We start from the raw sequence: 18,291 nt of genomic DNA on the forward strand, positions 1-18,291 counted from the left end.
ATCTCAAAATAATTCTTCACTTCAAACGCAAAATTCGGCATATTTTATATCGGTTGGTTGCTCTTACAACAACTGGCGGGAACATAGGCACCGCCTTTACGTATAACATACAACGCTCAGCTACTCCACACTTCACACTTTCCCAGAGGTTATCTCATGAAAAAACTTCTCGCATTATCGCTCTGCCTTCTCATCTCATCATCTGTCCGCGCAACCGAAGCCCCCGATTTCAACCTGCCGGGCCTCAGTGGCGAGCGGGTACAACTAACTGCCCTCCTCGAAAAAGGTCCTGTGTTACTCGACTTCTGGGCCACGTGGTGCAAACCCTGCATCAAAGCAATGCCCAAGCTCGAAGAAATCCACGCCAAATACGCCGACAGAGGACTCACCGTTCTCGGCGTAAACGAAGATGGCCCCCGTGGACAAAACCGCATTCGCCCATTTTTGCGAGGGCGCAACATCACATTCCCAATCGCCATTGACGCCGATGGATCGGTTATGCAACGCATGCAAGTTCGCGCCCTGCCCACCACAATTCTCATTGCTCCAGACAGGGAAATTGTATTGCGAGAGGCCGGCTTATCCGATGGGAAAGCCATCATCGACGCTTTAGAAGTCCTGTTACCCGAAAAGAAAGCATCCAAGGAAAAAGAAGCATCGGAAGAAAAGGAAGCATCAGAAAAAAAGGAAACCCCAGATGAAAGCAAGTAGCCTGCTCCTCGTCCTGCTCTTCACATCCCCCATCTCTGCACAAATCACCGTCACGGGATTGACGGAAATGCAGCGCGGTGAAATACCTGGATCTGACTCCACATCCATCTCTACAGCCTACAATCAGCTGAATCTCGACTTTACGCAAAAGGGATTGCAGGTTGGTTTAAGAGCAGAAGTTTACAACACCTGGGGCGCAGATCGTGAAACGTATCAAATCACGCAGAAATACGCGCGGTGGAACCATGGTGTTGCGAATGTGGAAATCGGCAATTACTACGCAATTCTCGGGCGGGGCCTCACACTTCGCGCATTTGAACTGCCCGGTGTCGTGCTCGAAAGCCCCATTTATCGCCTGCGCTATGCCCCAACCCAGGATCTTGAAGGCGCCACAGCCTCATGGACTGGCAATCGCGTAGTAGCCAGAGCACTCATCGGTCGATCCGCACTCAGCGATATTCCACCAGGTGCCAAATCCGGCACCCCGCCACGCAGTATTTCTCGTCGAGGAGATTGGGTCACGGGCGGCGAACTCGCCATCAGACTTACTTCCAACCTCAAAATTGGCAGTACAGGCGTCCACATCACCCCCAGAGATTCCCTCATCGACAAAAACTGGGCCTGGTCTGGTTTTGCCGACCTCGACCTTTCTAATATTCTGCAAAAAGCCGGTCTATACGGCAGCTTCTACGGCGAATACGCACAACGCGAAGGCGAATATGCACGGCGTGAAGACAACGAAAAAGGATCTGCCCTCTACTTATCGGGCAATGTGGGCTGGAACCAACTGGGGTTGAGTGTTGAATACAAAAATTACGACAACATGCACCTCCACTTCAATGACCCCCCATCGCTCATCCGCGAACACACCGCTTCTTTGCTCAACCGAAACACACATGTACTGCTACTCGCCAGCGAAAAAGGCTATCAAATCGAAGGCACTTATACGCCACTGAGCCTGGGCAATTTCACCGTCAATATCAGTCACGCACGCAATGATTTGGCTCCGACGGTACAGACTTTTTTTAAAGAGAGACACTTCTCTTTTGACCTGTATAAATTTGACAACCTGACCGCCACCTTCTTTTTTAACTGGGGCAAAGACGACATCGAAAGCATCGACAGCCACCGCACAGGCGGCGCGATTTTTGAAACCACAACCGACCGAGGCCATACCCTTGGCCTCGACCTCCAGTATCAAAGCGCCGTCCATTTTAAAGATGACCCGTACTTTTCGAATACTTATGGCGCGCTCTCCGCACAACACGCGCGCGGTTTTGGCGCAGCCCTTGTCGTCGATCACACGACTGATCCTTTTGAAGTTGACCGTCCAGAAACTTTCGACATCGAAACCGGCAGCCGCACCTTCGTATCTCTCAACATCAATGCGCGGTTTGGCACGCATTACGACGCCGTCCTCTTTGTGGGTGAACGGCGAGGAGGTACCGCCTGTACATCGGGGACCTGCTATCTGGTACTCCCCTTCAAAGGCGTGGAAATGCGCCTCAATACCTACTTTTAGTCACAAGCGTAAAAATCGGCTGTAAATCCACAGCCGATTTTTTTATATTTACCAGAGAAACTTCAGACGCTATTCGCGCGTCCAAACACTCGCAAAATGGAACTCGGCATGCCCCTGGATATTCTACATCGCGTTGAAGCCTATATCCAACAAGAACGCCTCCTCACGCCAGGTGATGGGGTAGTCGTAGCCCTATCTGGTGGTCCCGACTCCGTCACCTTATTTGATCTGCTCCACCGCCTCAAATCAAAATGGCACCTCACACTTTATATCGCGCATCTCAATCATCAACTTCGTCCCAATGCCGAAAGCGATGCCGCGTTTGTCAAACAGATCGCCCGAAACTATCCCGTCTATATCGGAAAGGAAGATGTCCTGCAGCGAGCAAAAAATAAAAAGCAATCTCTCGAAGAAGCAGCGCGCGATGCACGGCGAGCATTTCTCGACACCGTAAAACAAAAAACCGGCGCAAATAAGATCGCGCTTGGCCATACAAAAAGCGATCAGGCAGAAACCGTTCTATTGCGCCTTGTTCGAGGTGCAGGGCTCACCGGATTGGGAGGCATGCGTCCAATTTCAGAAACCTGCTGGATGCGTCCCTTGCTCTCAATTTCCAGATCGGAAATTGAATCTTATGTACGCAGTCGCAATTTGCAGGTGCTGCGCGATGAAACAAATAGCGATCCAAAATTTCTGCGCAATCGCATTCGCACAGACCTGATACCCCACCTGCAAAAGGCGTATAATCCCCAAATAGAAGATCTCCTTTCACGCTCGGCAACCCTGCTGCAGAATGACGATGCACACCTCGAAAACATTGCGGAACAGGCACTTTCAGAAACCCTCCTGTACCGCGATAGTCGAAAATTTATCCTTGATGTTAAGCGATTTTTCGGTTATCATATATCACTTCGGCGTCGTCTGATTCGAAAGGTGCTCTTTGCCCTCCAGGCCAGTGCCGAAGCCGCGCGTTTTCAGGTTGTTGAACGCATTCTCGAAATTGCTTCCACTCCTGGAAACAGCATTCAAATAACGCCAGAAATCTCAGCTTATCGCGCACAGGACACACTCATTATAACCCAACCCGCCCGAGCTTACTGCTTTTTGGTTGAACCCGATGTGCCGCTCGATATCAACGGCAAATTCTCAATAAACATATTAAAACGGGTCAACCATGAACACCTGCGAACGGTGTACAACTGCCACAGCAGTTCAAAGACAGCGAAACACACCGTCTTTTTTGACCTGGATCAACTTCCCAACCGGGCGTTGTATCTCCGTTCACCCAGGCCGGGCGACTGGTTTCACCCGTTTGGCATGCAGGGGAAAAAAAAAGTCAGCAGATTGTTCGGCGACAGCAAAATACCCCGCCCACTGCGTGGTGAAATACCACTGCTGGTGAGTGGTGCGACCATTCTGTGGGTCGTTGGCCTTCGGCGTTCACAGATCGCACCGATCACGCCAGATACCCGGTGCGTGCTCAAAGCAACGTATAGCAGCATGATCACACAATGCGAAAAGAGGCATTTATGACCGACCCCAAAGACAGGGACTCGAAACCGGATGAAGAAACACAGTCATCCGACGAGACGCCTGATCGCGCTCCCACACAGCCTGAAGATGACGCGCCTGAAGAAAAAAAAGAGCGGCGCCCCAACCTGTCAGTGCTCAATCGGGATAATGCTGATCGCAATGGGGCTTCGGAGAATGGCAAGCGGCCCTGGCGGCACATCTCAAAACCACTGGCTTTCTGGATATTTTTTGTCCTGGTTGCCATTTTTGCTTCCAAATTTTTTGGCAGCGACCCCTCCAGCGATGTCGTACTCAGCTACAAAGAGTACAAAATGCTTCTCGAAGAGGGAAAAATCCAGAGCGCGATTATTATTGAAAACGAATTTCACGGCCGTCTCGTCACAGAAGAGCTTACCCCACCGGGGCGAAGACAACAGCAGACCTTTCGCGAGTTTGTCGTTGACCTTGGCGTCGTAGATGCCCAGACCCGCGAAGAATGGCTCAAATACGGCGTTGACTTCCGCTTTCAAAAACCCTCCAACTGGCTCAACATATTTTTTAATTTTTTGCCATGGATCCTGTTCATAGGGCTTTGGCTTTTCATTTTGCGTCAGATGCAAGGAGGTCCCAAAGGCGCGTTCAGCTTTGGCAAAAGCAAAGCAAAACTCATCTCTGAAGATAAAACCCAAATCACATTCAAAGACGTTGCAGGTGCCGAAGAAGCCAAGCAAGAACTACAGGAAATCATCGAATTCCTGAAAGATCCGCGCAAATTTCAACGTCTGGGTGGACGCATCCCCAAAGGCGTACTCCTGGTTGGTCCCCCGGGCACGGGCAAAACGCATATGGCACGCGCTGTCGCAGGCGAAGCGGATGTCCCATTCTTTTTAATGAGTGGCTCAGATTTTGTCGAAATGTTTGTCGGCGTGGGTGCCTCGCGCGTGCGCGATCTCTTTGAACAGGGAAAAAATCACGCCCCGTGCATCATCTTTATCGACGAAATAGATGCTGTGGGACGGCACCGTGGCGCAGGTATTGGAGGCGGTCACGACGAACGCGAGCAAACCCTCAATCAACTCCTGGTAGAAATGGATGGTTTTGAATCCAAAGAGGGCCTCATCCTCATCGCAGCTACCAACCGTCCCGACGTGCTCGACCCCGCCCTGTTGCGCCCCGGGCGCTTCGACCGCCAGGTCGTGGTGGATCGTCCCGACATCAGGGGACGCGAAGGCATTTTGAAAGTCCACACTCGCAACACACCCCTCTCCGACGACGTCAACTTACAGGTGCTGGCGCGCGGAACGCCCGGACTGGCAGGCGCAGACCTCGCCAATCTGGTCAACGAAGCCGCGCTTCTGGCTTCCAGAAATAATCGAGACCGCGTAACCATGAACGACTTTGAAGACGCCAAAGACAAAGTCATGATGGGTGCAGAGCGACGCAGCCTTGTCATTTCCGACAAAGAAAAACGCCTCACGTCCTATCACGAAATTGGTCACGCGCTGGTTGCCAAACTCATTCCGGAAAGCGATCCCCTCCACAAAGTGACCATCATTCCTCGCGGGCGTGCCCTCGGCGTCACACACACCCTGCCCATCGACGAGCGCCACACCTATCCCCAGAGTTATTGTGAAGCGGTTCTCGCTTACGCATTGGGGGGGAGAATTGCCGAAAAACTCGTTTTTGGCGAAATCACAACAGGCGGGCAGCAAGACTACCGCATGGCCACCAATCTCGCCCGGCAGATGGTTTGCGATTGGGGCATGAGCCCAAAACTCGGACCCATTGCTTACGGGCAACAAAACGACGAAATATTCCTTGGCCGCGAAATGGCGCAACGTCGAGACCACAGCGACAGAGTGGCCGAAATGATCGACGAGGAAATCAAAAACTTCGTACTCAAAGCCGAATCCCGCGCCGAACAATTGCTCAGTGATAACATCGACAAAGTCCACATCCTCGCCAAAGCACTGCTGGAATTTGAAACTCTTGACGATGTACAGCTCAACCAGTTATTAGAAGGCAAAACACTCGAAAAACCAGTCGAACCAGAAAAACAGCCAGAAGAATCGAAAGAAGATCGGGAAGACCAAACATCGGAACAACACACCTCTGAACCAGAAAAACAGCCATCGGATGACTAAAAAAAAAGATGGCGGTTGCCATCTCTTTTTTTTTGTACACCTCACCCATGAAACACCCGCGCCCTGTTTACCAGCTTTCATGCTGCGGCACGCCCCTTCAATTGGGTCATCGAACACTCGTGATGGGCGTTCTCAATGTCACGCCAGACTCGTTCTCAGACGGCGGCCTTTATTTTCAACCGCGCAAAGCGGTTGAGCGGGCATTGGCACTGGTTGAAGCCGGCGCCGACATGATCGATATAGGGGGTGAATCATCCCGCCCAGCCGGGCCTTATGGCAAAGGGGCACCTGTCGTCTCGCTAAAAGAAGAACTGAATCGCACCATTCCCATTATTGAGGCCATTGCCCCGCAACTCAACGTGCCCATCTCCATAGACACGACCAAAGCCGAGGTCGCTCGACAGGCCATAGACAACGGCGCAACCATTGTCAACGACATCAGTGCCCTGCGTTTTGACCCCGGTATGGTGCCCCTGATCGCAGAAACAGGAGTTGCTGTTGTCCTTATGCACATGCAGGGAACGCCCTCAACCATGCAGCAGAACCCCGCGTACGACGATGTTGTGTCCGATATTCTCGACTTTTTAAGCACACAAATCAACAGCGCAGAAGCGATGGGCATTTCCCAATCTCAGATTGTGATTGATCCCGGGCTGGGTTTCGGCAAAAAATACGCGCACAACATCGAGATACTCGCCCGACTGTCCGAATTTCACACGCTGGGATACCCCCTTCTCATGGGTGCATCTCGCAAGCAATTTACCGCGCCCCAAAGCCGCCCCCAGGAGCGCCTGCCGGGCAGCATTTCTGCAATCACATTGGGCGCAGTCTCAGGAACCCACATTGTAAGGGTTCACGATGTCGCAGAAACGGTCCAGGCATTGGCACTATCGGACAGTGTTTCCCGTATCAGTTTGTGAAACGCCTTGACATCACATGGCAAAACCCTGTAGATTTTCAGATAAATAACATCTCGACCTAATCTCACGCCCTCCAAATGTCGATGGACTATATATCTCTTTGCCGATGGCTGTGTATCATCGGCCTTCTATTTCTTTTTTTTGCGCTCCCCAGAGCCTATTCCCGGTCTATTACACTTAAAGAGAGTTTGCAGCACGCGCTATCGCACAATGAAGACCTGCTAATAGCGCGCGAAGATCTGGAAAAATCACGTCAACGGGTTCGCCATGCAGTAGCCGATGTTCTCCCTCAACTCGATATCACCATGCAGTACACGCGCAACTGGTTGCTGCCCACCTTTTTCTTTGAAACATCGGCAGGCCAACAACAATTTACCGTAGGCGCGCACAACAATCTCATCGGCACGGTTGGCATTCGACAATCCATTTGGGGTGGGGGCAAATCTTTTTCAGCCATGCGCGCCGCGCGTCTGTTTCGACAATTTTCGACGGAAAAGGTGCGCGCTGCAAAGCAGCAATTACACACCCGGGTCGAAACGGCTTTTTACGACCTGCTATTGGCTGGAGAACTCGCGCGCGTCAGCAAATCTTCTGTAGCGCGCGCGCGTGCAAATTTCAAGCGCGTCGAAAAACTGCGCGAGGCAGGGCGCGTATCAGACTATGACTTGCTGCGCGCACAGGTACAGGTCGCCGAATTGCTAACAGACTCCATACGCACGGAAAATGCGCGTGTATTGGCAGACCTCGCGTTCAAAAACCAGATCGGCATTGCCCCCAACGAATCCATTATACCTCGTGGGACTTTCCGCGAAAAATCCCACCTTTTATCGACCAGTACAGAGACAGAACTAATTGATCTCTCAATGCAAAAGCATCCCATTATACGTCAGTACTCCCTCGAGGTCGAAATGCTCCAGCACGCAGAGACCATTGCCCAGTCAGAATCCCGTCCAACCATAGATTTAATTGTCAATGGACAGTGGCAGGCTCAAAAAAACGAATTTGATTTTGTAAAAGACGATTTTCATCAGAGCTGGTTTTCGGGTATCGCCATCAACATTCCCATTTTCGATGGCTTTCGCACAAATGCACAGGTTGCACAGGCCCGCACAGACACGCGGCAAGCCGAACTGGTGCAAAAACAAACCGAGCGCGACATACGTTTCAACATCCTGCAAGCGCGACGCTCTTTTCTCGAGGTTCGCGCCAGAAAAAGCGCGCAGAGACAGGCCGTTGGCCTCGCCCGTCGAGGCCTGGAAATCGCGGAATCGCGTTATGAAAATGGCGTTGGCACCCAAATCGAAGTCATCGATGGACAACTCACATTACAACGCGCCGAAGCCGAACTCGCGCGTGCAAAGCGGGACCTTGCAGTCGCCCTCGTGCATTTAGAACTCAATGCGGGCATTTTGGGTGAGGAGGATAAACCATGAGCTTGTACAGGCTTTTGATCCCCTGTCTTTTGATCGCGACCCATCTGGGCTGTGGCGACGAATCTTCGGCACAAAAAGAAATGCCATTAGAACGCACCACCAATGTATCTATATTTGTGCTCAAACCCGATTCGCTCGTCCAGTACAGCAGGCTGTCTGCCACAGTAAAAGCCTGGCGCGATGTGACCATTAATGCGCTCGAATCAGGTGAGGTCATCGGCACGTACAAAGATGTAGGCGATTACGTCAACCGCGGAGAGGCTCTCGCGCAACTCAACATGGAACTTCTGCAAGCCGCATTGATCGAAGCCGAAGCCAATCTCAAATTTCAAGCCTACAATTACGAGCGCAGCAAACAACTCTTCTCTGAAGGATCGATTTCCGAACAGGCGTATTTTGCCACAGAATACGAATTCCAAAAAGCCAGATCAACGGCGCAGACCTTAAAGCATCGACTCTCTTATGGGCGGATACAAGCGCCTTTTTCGGGCCATATCGCAAAGCGATACATCTCACAGGGGCAACATATCGCGCGAGATGACGCAACATATCGCCTCGTACAAACGGATAGCCTGCGCGTTGTGGCCTGGGTATCCGAGAGCGAAATCATCGACTTTGCCGAAGGCAGTCTCGTCACCCTCACCCTCGACGCTCTACCGAACCAGACTTATGAGGGCACAATCGCCCATGTTGGCCCGGCAGCAGATACAGACCAGAGGGTTTTCCCCATTGAAATCCACCTGCCCAATCCAACAGGGCATATCCGCCCCGGCATGATCGGCACGCTGAAAGCCAGGCGCCGCATTCACCGGCACGTCGTTGTCATTCCCCGCGAAGCCATTATCGAACGCGAAACCGGACCCGTGGCCTTTGTCGTGAAAAACAACATAGCCCTTTTGCGTCCGCTCAGCCTGGGGCCATCAGAAGCCGAGCGCGTCGTCGTCCAAAAGGGGCTTGCCTTTGGCGACCAGATCATCGTCAAAGGCGGGCGAGACCTCATTGATGGTGACCGCGTGGCAATTAAATATGCGGAACCCCTCCCATGACCATCACCGCGTACGCGCTCAAACATCGCATCACCGTTTACGTCTTTGTCGGCATCCTGATCATATCGGGCATCTCGGCTTATCTGTCGCTTCCCCGCGAAGCTGCGCCAGATATTACCATACCCCTTATCATCGTCAACACGCCGTATATCGGCGCCTCGCCCCAAGATGTTGAAAACCTCATCACCCGACCCCTGGAAAAAGAACTTCAATCCATTGAAAACGTCAAAGTAATCCGCTCGAGCTCGGTCGAAGGTGCTTCGTCAATCACAGTCGAATTTAATCCCAATGCCGACATTGACAATGCTCTTCAGCGCGTCAAAGACAAGGTCGATCTCGCCAAATCAGAATTACCCGATGATGCAGAAGACCCCGTGGTCCTCGAAGTCAACTTTTCCAATATCCCCATGATGATCGTCGCATTGTCAGGAGATTATGGACTTATTCGGCTCAAAGAAATTGCCGAAGACTTCGCCGATCATATCGAAACCATTCCCGGCATTCTCGAAGTCCGCGTGGTGGGTGGTCTTGAACACGAAGTCAAAGTCGATGTCGATCCCGACCGCCTCATCGCCTACAAACTCGCCATCCAGGATGTAATAGAAGCGATTCAACGCGAAAATTTGACCCTTCCCGGCGGCAGTGTGGATATGGGCGCATACAAATACGCCGTACGCGTACCCGGCGAACTTGAGACCGTTCCTCAAATTGGCGACCTCCTCATCAAAGCCTCGCAAGGTCGCCCGATCTATATTCGCGATGTTGCCGATGTCGTATATGGCTTTAAGGACCGCACAAATTACGCCCGCCTCAACCACAAACCCAGTGTGAGCCTCGAAATTGTCAAACGCAGCGGTGAAAATCTAATCGCCATTGCCGATCAGATTAAAAGCGCACTCGACGATTTGAAACCCACCCTTCCCGCAGGCACACAAATCACCATTTTAGGCGACCAGTCCGAAGACATTCGCATGATGGTCAAAGACCTCGAAAACAATATCGTATCCGGCCTCATCCTCGTCATTCTGGTGCTCCTCTTCTTCCTGGGCCTCCGCAATGCCTTTTTTGTCGGTATCGCCATTCCCCTCTCTATGCTCATTGCTTTTGTCATTATCTCCATTATGGGCATCACGCTCAATATGATCGTTTTGTTTAGCCTGATCCTCGCACTCGGCATGCTCGTCGATAACGCCATCGTCATTGTCGAAAACATCTATCGCCATCGGCAAGAAGGCCAATCTCCCATCCAGGGAGCGTTGGAAGGCACGGGAGAAGTTGCATGGCCTGTGATCACCTCAACACTGACGACATTATGTGCTTTTGCACCCATGATTGTCTGGCCCGGCATTATGGGCGAATTTATGAAATATTTGCCCATAACCCTGATCATAACCCTGTCTTCGTCCCTCTTTGTGGGCCTCGTCCTCAATCCCACATTTTGTGCATCTTTCATGACGGTGCGGGGGACAGTCAAAGAAACATCACCCCGCCTTCAGCGCAGCCTCAACGCCTATCAGCGTCGCCTCGAACTGGCACTCAATTACCCGGGAATAACCCTCTCTCTTGCAGCGAGCACACTCATCCTCGTGATTGTGGCGTACTATTTCACAGGTCGAGGCATCGAATTCTTTCCCGAAATTGAACCCAATACAGCCTATATAGACGTGCGTGCCCCATCTGGCACAAACCTCGAAACATCGGATCAACTGGCGCGCCAAATCGAATCCGTTCTCTCCGATATTCCCGATGTTGAAACCTATGTCGCCAACGTAGGTGTCTCGGGCGGCGATGAATTTGCGTCTGGCGAAGGCGTTTCAAATGCCAGTCGCATTTCCGTTGATTTTGTCGATGAAAGCCTTCGGCAGCAATCCTCTTTTAAGACCATTGAGGAAATTCGCAACAAACTCAAAAATCTGACCGGCGCTGAAATTGAATTATCCCAGGAGCGCGGCGGACCACCCGTAGGCCCGCCCATCAGCGTTGAGGTATCCGGCGAAAATTTCGAAATTTTGGGTCAACTATCCGCACGCATCAAACGCATCGTGGCCGAAGTGCCCGGCGTTGTCGATCTCAAAGATGACTATGACCGGGGGCGTCCCGAAGTCCGCATCGTCGTAGATCGAGAAGCCGCTGCAATAGCGGGCCTCAATACGCGCCTGATTGCCGCTACGGTGCGCTCGGCTGTTTACGGCTCAGAAGCATCTGAATATCGGCTGGGCGAAGACGAATACGATATTCGCGTGAGATTCAAATCCGACAAGCGCAACACCCTCGCCGACCTCGAACGCATCACCATTGAAAAAGATGGCAAAATCACGCCCATAAGCGCGGTTGCACGCATAGAAACGGGTGGGGGATTTGGCAGCATCCGGCGCAAGGATCTCAAGCGCGTGATCTCCATCGAAGGCAAAGTGCAAGACCGCACATCTGATGCAGCCATGCGCGATGTGCAAGCAGCCCTATCAAATTTCCCCCTGCCACCGGGCTATCAGATCGCCTATTCCGGAGAAAATGAAGAACAGCAAAAAGCCACCGCCTTTCTTTCTAAAGCACTGCTCGTAGCATTGGCGGGCATCGCACTCATTCTGATTACGCAATTCAATTCCCTGGCTCTGCCCTTTACCATTCTCACATCCGTCATTTTGTCTATGATTGGCGTGTTGATCGGCCTGATAGTCACCGGAACCCCTTTTGGCATTCTCATGACGGGCATTGGCGTGATAAGCCTTGCGGGCGTGGTTGTCAACAACGCCATCGTTCTAATCGGCTATACCCTGCAATTGCGCCAGCGCGGCCTTTCAGCGCGCGAGGCAATCATACGCGCAGGCGTCGTGCGATTTCGCCCCGTCATTCTCACAGCCATAACCACCATCCTGGGCCTATTACCCCTTGCCACGGGTATCAGTTTTGACTTTCTTTCCTTTTCATGGGAAATTGGGGGACGCAGCAGTCAATGGTGGGGGCCAATGGGCGTAGCTGTCATCTTTGGTCTCGCATTTGCCACTGCCCTCACACTGGTCGTTGTACCTGTTCTAATCAGCCTTATCTGGCGATGGTTTGGCGCGCCAAAAATTGAATCAACACCCACATATCGCCACACCGCCGCAGATTGAGCCATTAAGGCTCCTGGAGACACCCATGTTGCTTCGTATATTTCTCATCGCCCTTATCCTGGTCTTGTTTTTTCGTTTTGTCGGTCGCCTATTTCGCGCCATACTCCTGCGCCCAAGCCCAACTGAAGCATCGAAAAAAAAACCACGGCGCGACATTGACGATTCACAAATTCAAGACGCGGACTTTAAAGACCTTTAGACGCCTCGGATAACACAGATGGCTACCCGACGCCCTCGCAAAACTGGCCCATCGCCAGCTCAAATCCTCGATGCCGTAAAAAAAGGCGATGCCTCATCTCTATACTATTTCTACGGGGAAGAAGACTTTCAACGCGATCAACTTCTCAACGCCCTCGTTGAAACCCTCATTGAGCCTGCAGCGCGCCCCTTTAATCTCGACATCTATCGCGCCGAAGACCTCGATATTTCGCAGCTCATTGCACAAGCACTCACCTTTCCTATGATGGCGCAACGCCGCCTGATCGTCCTCAAAAACGCCGACCGCTTACCCGATTCAGCCACCCCTGAACTCTTGCCCCTCATCGAATCTCCACCCGAAACAACGACCATAATCATCACAGCCGCCAAACCCGATGGGCGCAAAAAACTATTTGCCGAACTCAGAAAACGCGCGACTGCAATCGAATTTCACCCACCCTACGACAATGAGATCCCGGCCTGGATACAGACACATGTCAAAACCCTGGGCAGACAAATCGCGCCCGACGCGGCTCACCTGCTCCACATGAGCATCGGATCAAATCTGCGCGAATTGAACGGCGAAATCGAAAAACTCTTTATCGCTACCCCATCCAATCCAATCGCGCGCGAAGACGTCGCCCAGGTGATCGACAACACGCGGGGGATCACGGTTTTTGAACTCGCCGACGCACTCGGGCACCGTCAGCTGAACAAAGCACAGATCCTCATTGGACGGCTCTGCGAACAGGGAGAACATCCTGCCGGCACAATCGCGCTACTCGTCCGTCACTTTGGGATTTTGCGGCGCGCGCGATGGATATCGGGCCAACGCCTACCCAGAAATGCAATCGCTTCACGCCTCAAAGTACCCGCTTTTTTTCTCAACAACTATCTCGATCAGGCCCGTCTATTCGACGAACGAGCACTCTGGAATGCCCATGATGCCCTTCTCGATGCAGACAACCGCCTCAAATCCAGTGGCGGGACACCGCACGAAATACTCGCCCATCTGGCCTATCGAATCTGCCGTGCATCCCCTTGACAACCCCGTAAAAATCTGGTAGTTTAGCACACTCTCATCAGAACAAAACCCAACCCGAAAGGAGTCTCAAAGTGGGAAGTCCATTGAATGTTACAGATGAAAATTTCCAGACAGAAGTTGTCGATTCCGATCTTCCGGTACTCGTAGATTTTTGGGCAACATGGTGCGGTCCGTGCCGGATGATTGCCCCCAGCATTGAAGAACTCGCGCGTGAATACGATGGTCGCGTTAAAATCTGCAAAGTCGATGTAGATCACGCCCAGCAAACAGCACAGGGATTTGGCATTCGCAGCATCCCCACATTACTCATCTTTAAGGACGGCAAACAGGCAGATCAGCTTATCGGCGCTGTCCCCAAAAGCGCGATAGAAGACAAACTCAAAGCCGTACTCGCTTAAAACACAAAAGCCGAAGACAGTGTCTCCGGCTTCTTTTTAAGAAAAAATAAAGCCCGATATCTTTTTATACCGGGCTTTTGTTTTTTATCGCAGCGCGTCCTACCGCGCAGGTTGCAAACTGCTTTGTGTGGGATATGATTCGAGAATTGCATCAATCTCTTGTTGAAAACGCTCGAGAGGTTCTGCAACCTGATGGCGAAATTCCTTGCGGATCAACCCACAGTATTCCTGAGCTGCCTTCAACATCACCTCGGCGTTGTGTTGCAAAGTGCGATAATCGTCCTGAAAATGATCAAATCGCCCGTGCAGGGCGTGCATCAACTTGCTCGCGTAATCACTGACACTCACCTCTTTATATCCCTCGCTAAATCGCTTCAGGTGATCCAGCGCCTCATCCAAAAATGTCTGCACCTCATCAACCTGCAGCGCGTCGCGCGTGGTGAGAATCAAATGGCGGCCATGAATGGACATGCGTATGGCATCCCCAAAATCGCGGGGATGATGCAGAAGCATATGGGCCATAAACTTCCAGAACGTCCACCGATAATACCCGACCACCCCTTGATGCCAAAAAGAGCGAAGACCAGCCCTGAGTTCCGTCCAGCCAATTGGCATTGACGGAATTGCCCTGCGCGTGCGATGTGCATAATGCGTGCGGCAGCGCTCAAAGAAAATCTCTGGACTATTCAGCGTTTCGAGGACCTTGCGATGGCGCGCCAGCAATTCGTCGGGATCGATGAGGGGCTCATAACTCAACTGCCGACTAAAAATACCCGAATCACCCGTATATTTTACGTCTTCGCGCAGGCGACCCAACCGCTTGTAGCGCTTGTAATCGGGTGTGTCGCGCAGCACGCCCAAAACCCCCACCATAGCCACAGGAATACCCGCTTCCCTGATAAACGCAATCATGAGATCGGCAATATCATCTGGATCTGTATCCAGGCCCATGATAAAACCAGCCTGAACTTCCATGCCGTATTCTTGCAGAATCTTAACCTTGTCCAACAAAGGCGTATCGCCCTGCAGATTCTTTTGCGCGCCCATAAACTTCAGGCTTTCTTTCACTGGCGATTCAATACCCGCAAAAATTTTATCAAATCCAGCGAGGTACATCGCCTCTAACAACGCGGGATCATCGCTCACGCGAATGCTGGCCTGTGTAAAGAGTTGGAAAGGATACCCACGTTCTCTTTGCCAGGGAACCACCTCTTCTTCCAGTGTTTCTCGAATCTCTTCTCGGTTGCCAACAAAATTGTCATCAACCGCCATAACCGAGCCGCGCCAGCCTCTATCGTAAAGCGCGTCCAGTTCCTGAACCACGCGGCTGCTATTTTTCAAACGCGTTATCTTGCCGTAAAGCGCGGGAATATTGCAAAATGTGCAACTTTCGGGACAACCCCTTGTAATCTGAATCACCATCACAGTATAATCGTCAAAATTGATCAGATCCCAGCGCGGAAGCGGTGTTGTTGTGAGGCTTTGAAACTCACCTCGCCGATCAATGTACTCTCGCCCCCCCTGGTAAGGCTCGGATACCAATCGATCGACCACATCCATAAAGCCATTTTCTGCCTCGCCCAGATAAAAGACCGCATCGCCCTCAATATCTTCACAATACTGCGTGGGCAATGGACCGCCATTGAGCACGGGCACGCCTGCGGCATTGCACTGGGCAATAATTTCTTCGAGAGAATGCCAGTGGATAATCATCGACGATGTAATCACAACATCTGCCCAATCCAGATCTTCATCTGTCAATGGATGCACATTCACATCCACCACGCGCAAACTATAGTGCTCGGGCATCATACCGGCAATCGTCAACAACCCCAAAGGCGGAAAAGCCGACTTCTTTCCGACCATCCTCAAAGCCTCATCAAAACTCCAGAACGTCACCGGATTTTTTGGATATACAAGCAACGCGTTGGGCATACAGCTATCCTTTCAGAAAATGAAAACAAAGAACTTCTAATCACTCCAATATACTACATTTTTTTCGTAACTCATAGAAAAAACGAGGGCATCCAGATTGGAAAAAAACTGATACCTCGGACCATCGCGAACAATAAACCTTGATTTACACCGCAATTTGAGATAATTTTTCTGTACCTATCCATGGAGACAATAGCCGGGCAAGGAGGCTAACATGAAAATGATACAAAAGCCAACCAACCGATTGCTACCTGCTATAATACTATCAACCGCCCTACTCGGATGCGGGAAATTACCGGAGGTCTCCTCGCCCACGGCACCACCTCCAAACGAGACACCATCTGCGTCGGCAACAGAAGAAGTGCGATCAGAAAAGACACGCGTGGCCATACCTCTGGCAACAGATTCAGAGCTAACAGACCTGGTACGCGGCAACAACGATTTCGCCTTTAACCTGTATCAAAAGTTGCGCGAAGAAGAAAGCGGAAACCTGTTCTATTCGCCCTACAGCATCTCGCTGGCACTTGCCATGACATATGCCGGTGCCAGAGGCGAAACCGAACGCCAGATGTCAAACGCACTACACTTCATCCTGTCCCAGGACAAATTACACCCCGCGTTCAACGCCCTCGATCTCCAACTCGCCTCTCGCGGCGAAGGCAGCAGCGGTCAAGATGGCAAGGGGTTTCGATTGAACATCACCAATGCGATCTGGGGGCAACAGGGCTATAATTTCCTGCAGGACTTTCTGGACAAACTCGCTGAAAATTACGGTGCTGGAATGAGAATCGCAAACTTCACCGAAGCACCTGAGAACTCGCGAGTCACAATCAACGACTGGGTCGCCCAGCAGACCGAGGAGAAAATCAAAGACCTGATACCTTCCGGCGCCATCGACAACTTGACCCGCTTAGTCCTCACCAATGCCATCTACTTCAACGCGGCGTGGCTCCACCCCTTCGACGAAAGAGCCACTGCTGAAGGCGATTTTCATTTGCTCGCTGGCAACAGCATCAAAGTACCGATGATGCGACAGACCGAATCATTCGGCTATGCGAGGGGTACGGAATATCAGGCTGTCGAACTACTCTACGACGGCAGTGAAATATCCATGGTCATCCTGCTCCCCGATAAAGGCACTTTTGACCCGTTCGAAAAGTCGCTAAACGCCGAACTCATCGGTCGGATTTCGAAAGACCTGAGACGCAACCGCATAGAACTCACCATGCCCTCATTTGAATTTGAAGCCCAATTCAAGCTGGGCGCAATGCTCCAGAAGATGGGAATATCCGATGCCTTTAACCCGCAATTAGCGGACTTCTCGGGCATGGATGGAACAAAAAACCTGTCCATTTCGGACGCCTTTCACAAAGCATTCGTCCTGGTCAATGAGAACGGCACAGAAGCCGCTGCTGCTACCGGCGTAGTCATAGGCGTGACATCCGTTCCCCCCAGAGTCACGATCGATCGGCCATTCATCTTCCTCATCCGGGACATAGCGACAAACACCACCCTATTTGTCGGGCGGGTAATGGACCCGAGATAATAAAGGATATCTCAACATGATCACAGAAGAAGACCTCTGGTATTTCAAAACCACTGGATTTTACAAAGTCCGCGAAACCCTGCCCAGCGATCTGGTCGATCGTCTAAACGAAATCACCTCCCGGCAAATTGGAGACATGCGCGAACCCATTGTTTGGGAAGAAAAAGAAGCGCGCGAACCGAAAAATATTCGCCGTCTCTCAAAAATTTTCTTACGAGACCCCGTCTATTTTGAAGCCGCGTCTCACCCCATCATCCTCAACGCCCTCGAGGGCATCATCGGTCCAAACATCGAAGTACTCACCAACAAACACAATCACGTCATGGTGCGCCCATCCGGGTCTTATCCCGTCCCCTGGCACGCCGGAGAAGAACCCTATGACCACACCCTTATCACCGGCTTGATCTACCTCGAAGAATCAACCGTTGAAAACGGCTGTGTACGCATCGTGCCCGGCAGCCACAACCGACCATTTCTCAACCCGCGCCGACCACAAAAACAAAGAGACAATTTTTACGACAGCGACAACTATTACCGCGCAGTGCCAATCCCCATGCCTCGCGGCGGTGTCTTGCTCTTTAACGACTGCTGTTATCACGGCTCTGACACAAATCATTCCGATCATTCTCGCCGCAGCATGACGGTTGCCTATCGCGCCCACGACGCCCACGACGTGATCAAAGACGACCCGGAAAAAGTTCTCGTACGCGGCGAAAAAGTCTATACGGGACATCCACACCCCTATTCGCTTCCCGCCCAGGAGTAGGA

Annotated in this window: 13 protein-coding genes; 12 read left to right on the top strand and 1 reads right to left on the bottom strand. The window is 51.7% G+C overall.

Annotated features, from left to right (window positions below):
• Window positions 1-156 precede the first annotated feature (156 nt).
• The 10 genes from OXG87_05780 to trxA all read left to right on the top strand — a co-directional run bounded on the left by OXG87_05780 (window position 157) and on the right by trxA (window position 14,042).
• Window positions 157-711 (top strand): TlpA disulfide reductase family protein, encoded by a 555-nt coding sequence (locus OXG87_05780; GenBank protein MCY3869048.1) that lies wholly within the window; start codon window positions 157-159, stop codon window positions 709-711.
• Window positions 698-2,233, top strand: a complete 1,536-nt coding sequence (locus OXG87_05785; GenBank protein MCY3869049.1) for a DUF6029 family protein — start codon at window positions 698-700, stop codon at window positions 2,231-2,233. The genes OXG87_05780 and OXG87_05785 overlap by 14 nt, the downstream gene beginning before the upstream one ends.
• Window positions 2,234-2,341: 108 nt before the next feature.
• Window positions 2,342-3,766: a tRNA lysidine(34) synthetase TilS gene (gene tilS, locus OXG87_05790; GenBank protein MCY3869050.1), complete on the top strand. Its 1,425-nt coding sequence runs from the start codon at window positions 2,342-2,344 to the stop codon at window positions 3,764-3,766.
• Window positions 3,763-5,889, top strand: a complete 2,127-nt coding sequence (gene ftsH, locus OXG87_05795; protein MCY3869051.1) for an ATP-dependent zinc metalloprotease FtsH — start codon at window positions 3,763-3,765, stop codon at window positions 5,887-5,889. The genes tilS and ftsH overlap by 4 nt, the downstream gene beginning before the upstream one ends.
• Window positions 5,890-5,936: 47 nt before the next feature.
• Window positions 5,937-6,809 (top strand): dihydropteroate synthase, encoded by an 873-nt coding sequence (gene folP / locus OXG87_05800; protein MCY3869052.1) that lies wholly within the window; start codon window positions 5,937-5,939, stop codon window positions 6,807-6,809.
• Window positions 6,810-6,892: 83 nt separating this feature from the next.
• Window positions 6,893-8,242 (top strand): TolC family protein, encoded by a 1,350-nt coding sequence (locus tag OXG87_05805; GenBank protein MCY3869053.1) that lies wholly within the window; start codon window positions 6,893-6,895, stop codon window positions 8,240-8,242.
• Window positions 8,239-9,288, top strand: a complete 1,050-nt coding sequence (locus tag OXG87_05810; protein MCY3869054.1) for an efflux RND transporter periplasmic adaptor subunit — start codon at window positions 8,239-8,241, stop codon at window positions 9,286-9,288. Before OXG87_05805 ends, OXG87_05810 begins: the two co-directional genes overlap by 4 nt.
• A complete protein-coding gene (locus OXG87_05815; GenBank protein MCY3869055.1) occupies window positions 9,285-12,401 on the top strand; it encodes an efflux RND transporter permease subunit in 3,117 nt (1,038 codons plus the stop codon). Before OXG87_05810 ends, OXG87_05815 begins: the two co-directional genes overlap by 4 nt.
• A 217-nt stretch (window positions 12,402-12,618) precedes the next feature.
• Window positions 12,619-13,644 (top strand): DNA polymerase III subunit delta, encoded by a 1,026-nt coding sequence (holA, locus tag OXG87_05820; protein ID MCY3869056.1) that lies wholly within the window; start codon window positions 12,619-12,621, stop codon window positions 13,642-13,644.
• Between the two features lie 71 nt (window positions 13,645-13,715).
• The gene (gene trxA / locus OXG87_05825; protein ID MCY3869057.1) at window positions 13,716-14,042 is read left to right on the top strand and encodes a thioredoxin; all 327 of its coding nucleotides are present in this window, start codon (window positions 13,716-13,718) and stop codon (window positions 14,040-14,042) included.
• 99 nt (window positions 14,043-14,141) lie between these two features.
• Here the strand turns inward: trxA and OXG87_05830 are convergent, their stop codons facing one another.
• The gene (locus tag OXG87_05830) at window positions 14,142-15,977 is read right to left on the bottom strand and encodes a DUF4070 domain-containing protein (GenBank protein MCY3869058.1); all 1,836 of its coding nucleotides are present in this window, start codon (window positions 15,975-15,977) and stop codon (window positions 14,142-14,144) included.
• Between the two features lie 214 nt (window positions 15,978-16,191).
• Between OXG87_05830 and OXG87_05835 the strand changes: the two genes are divergently transcribed.
• On the top strand, window positions 16,192-17,523 hold the full coding sequence (locus tag OXG87_05835; protein ID MCY3869059.1) for a serpin family protein: 1,332 nt from the start codon (window positions 16,192-16,194) through the stop codon (window positions 17,521-17,523).
• Window positions 17,524-17,539: 16 nt separating this feature from the next.
• Complete coding sequence (locus OXG87_05840; protein MCY3869060.1) at window positions 17,540-18,289, top strand: phytanoyl-CoA dioxygenase family protein; 750 nt, start codon at window positions 17,540-17,542, stop codon at window positions 18,287-18,289.
• The last annotated feature ends 2 nt before the right edge of the window (window positions 18,290-18,291 follow it).

The organism is Gemmatimonadota bacterium (assembly GCA_026706845.1).
Classification (GTDB): Bacteria; Latescibacterota; UBA2968; order UBA2968; family UBA2968; genus VXRD01.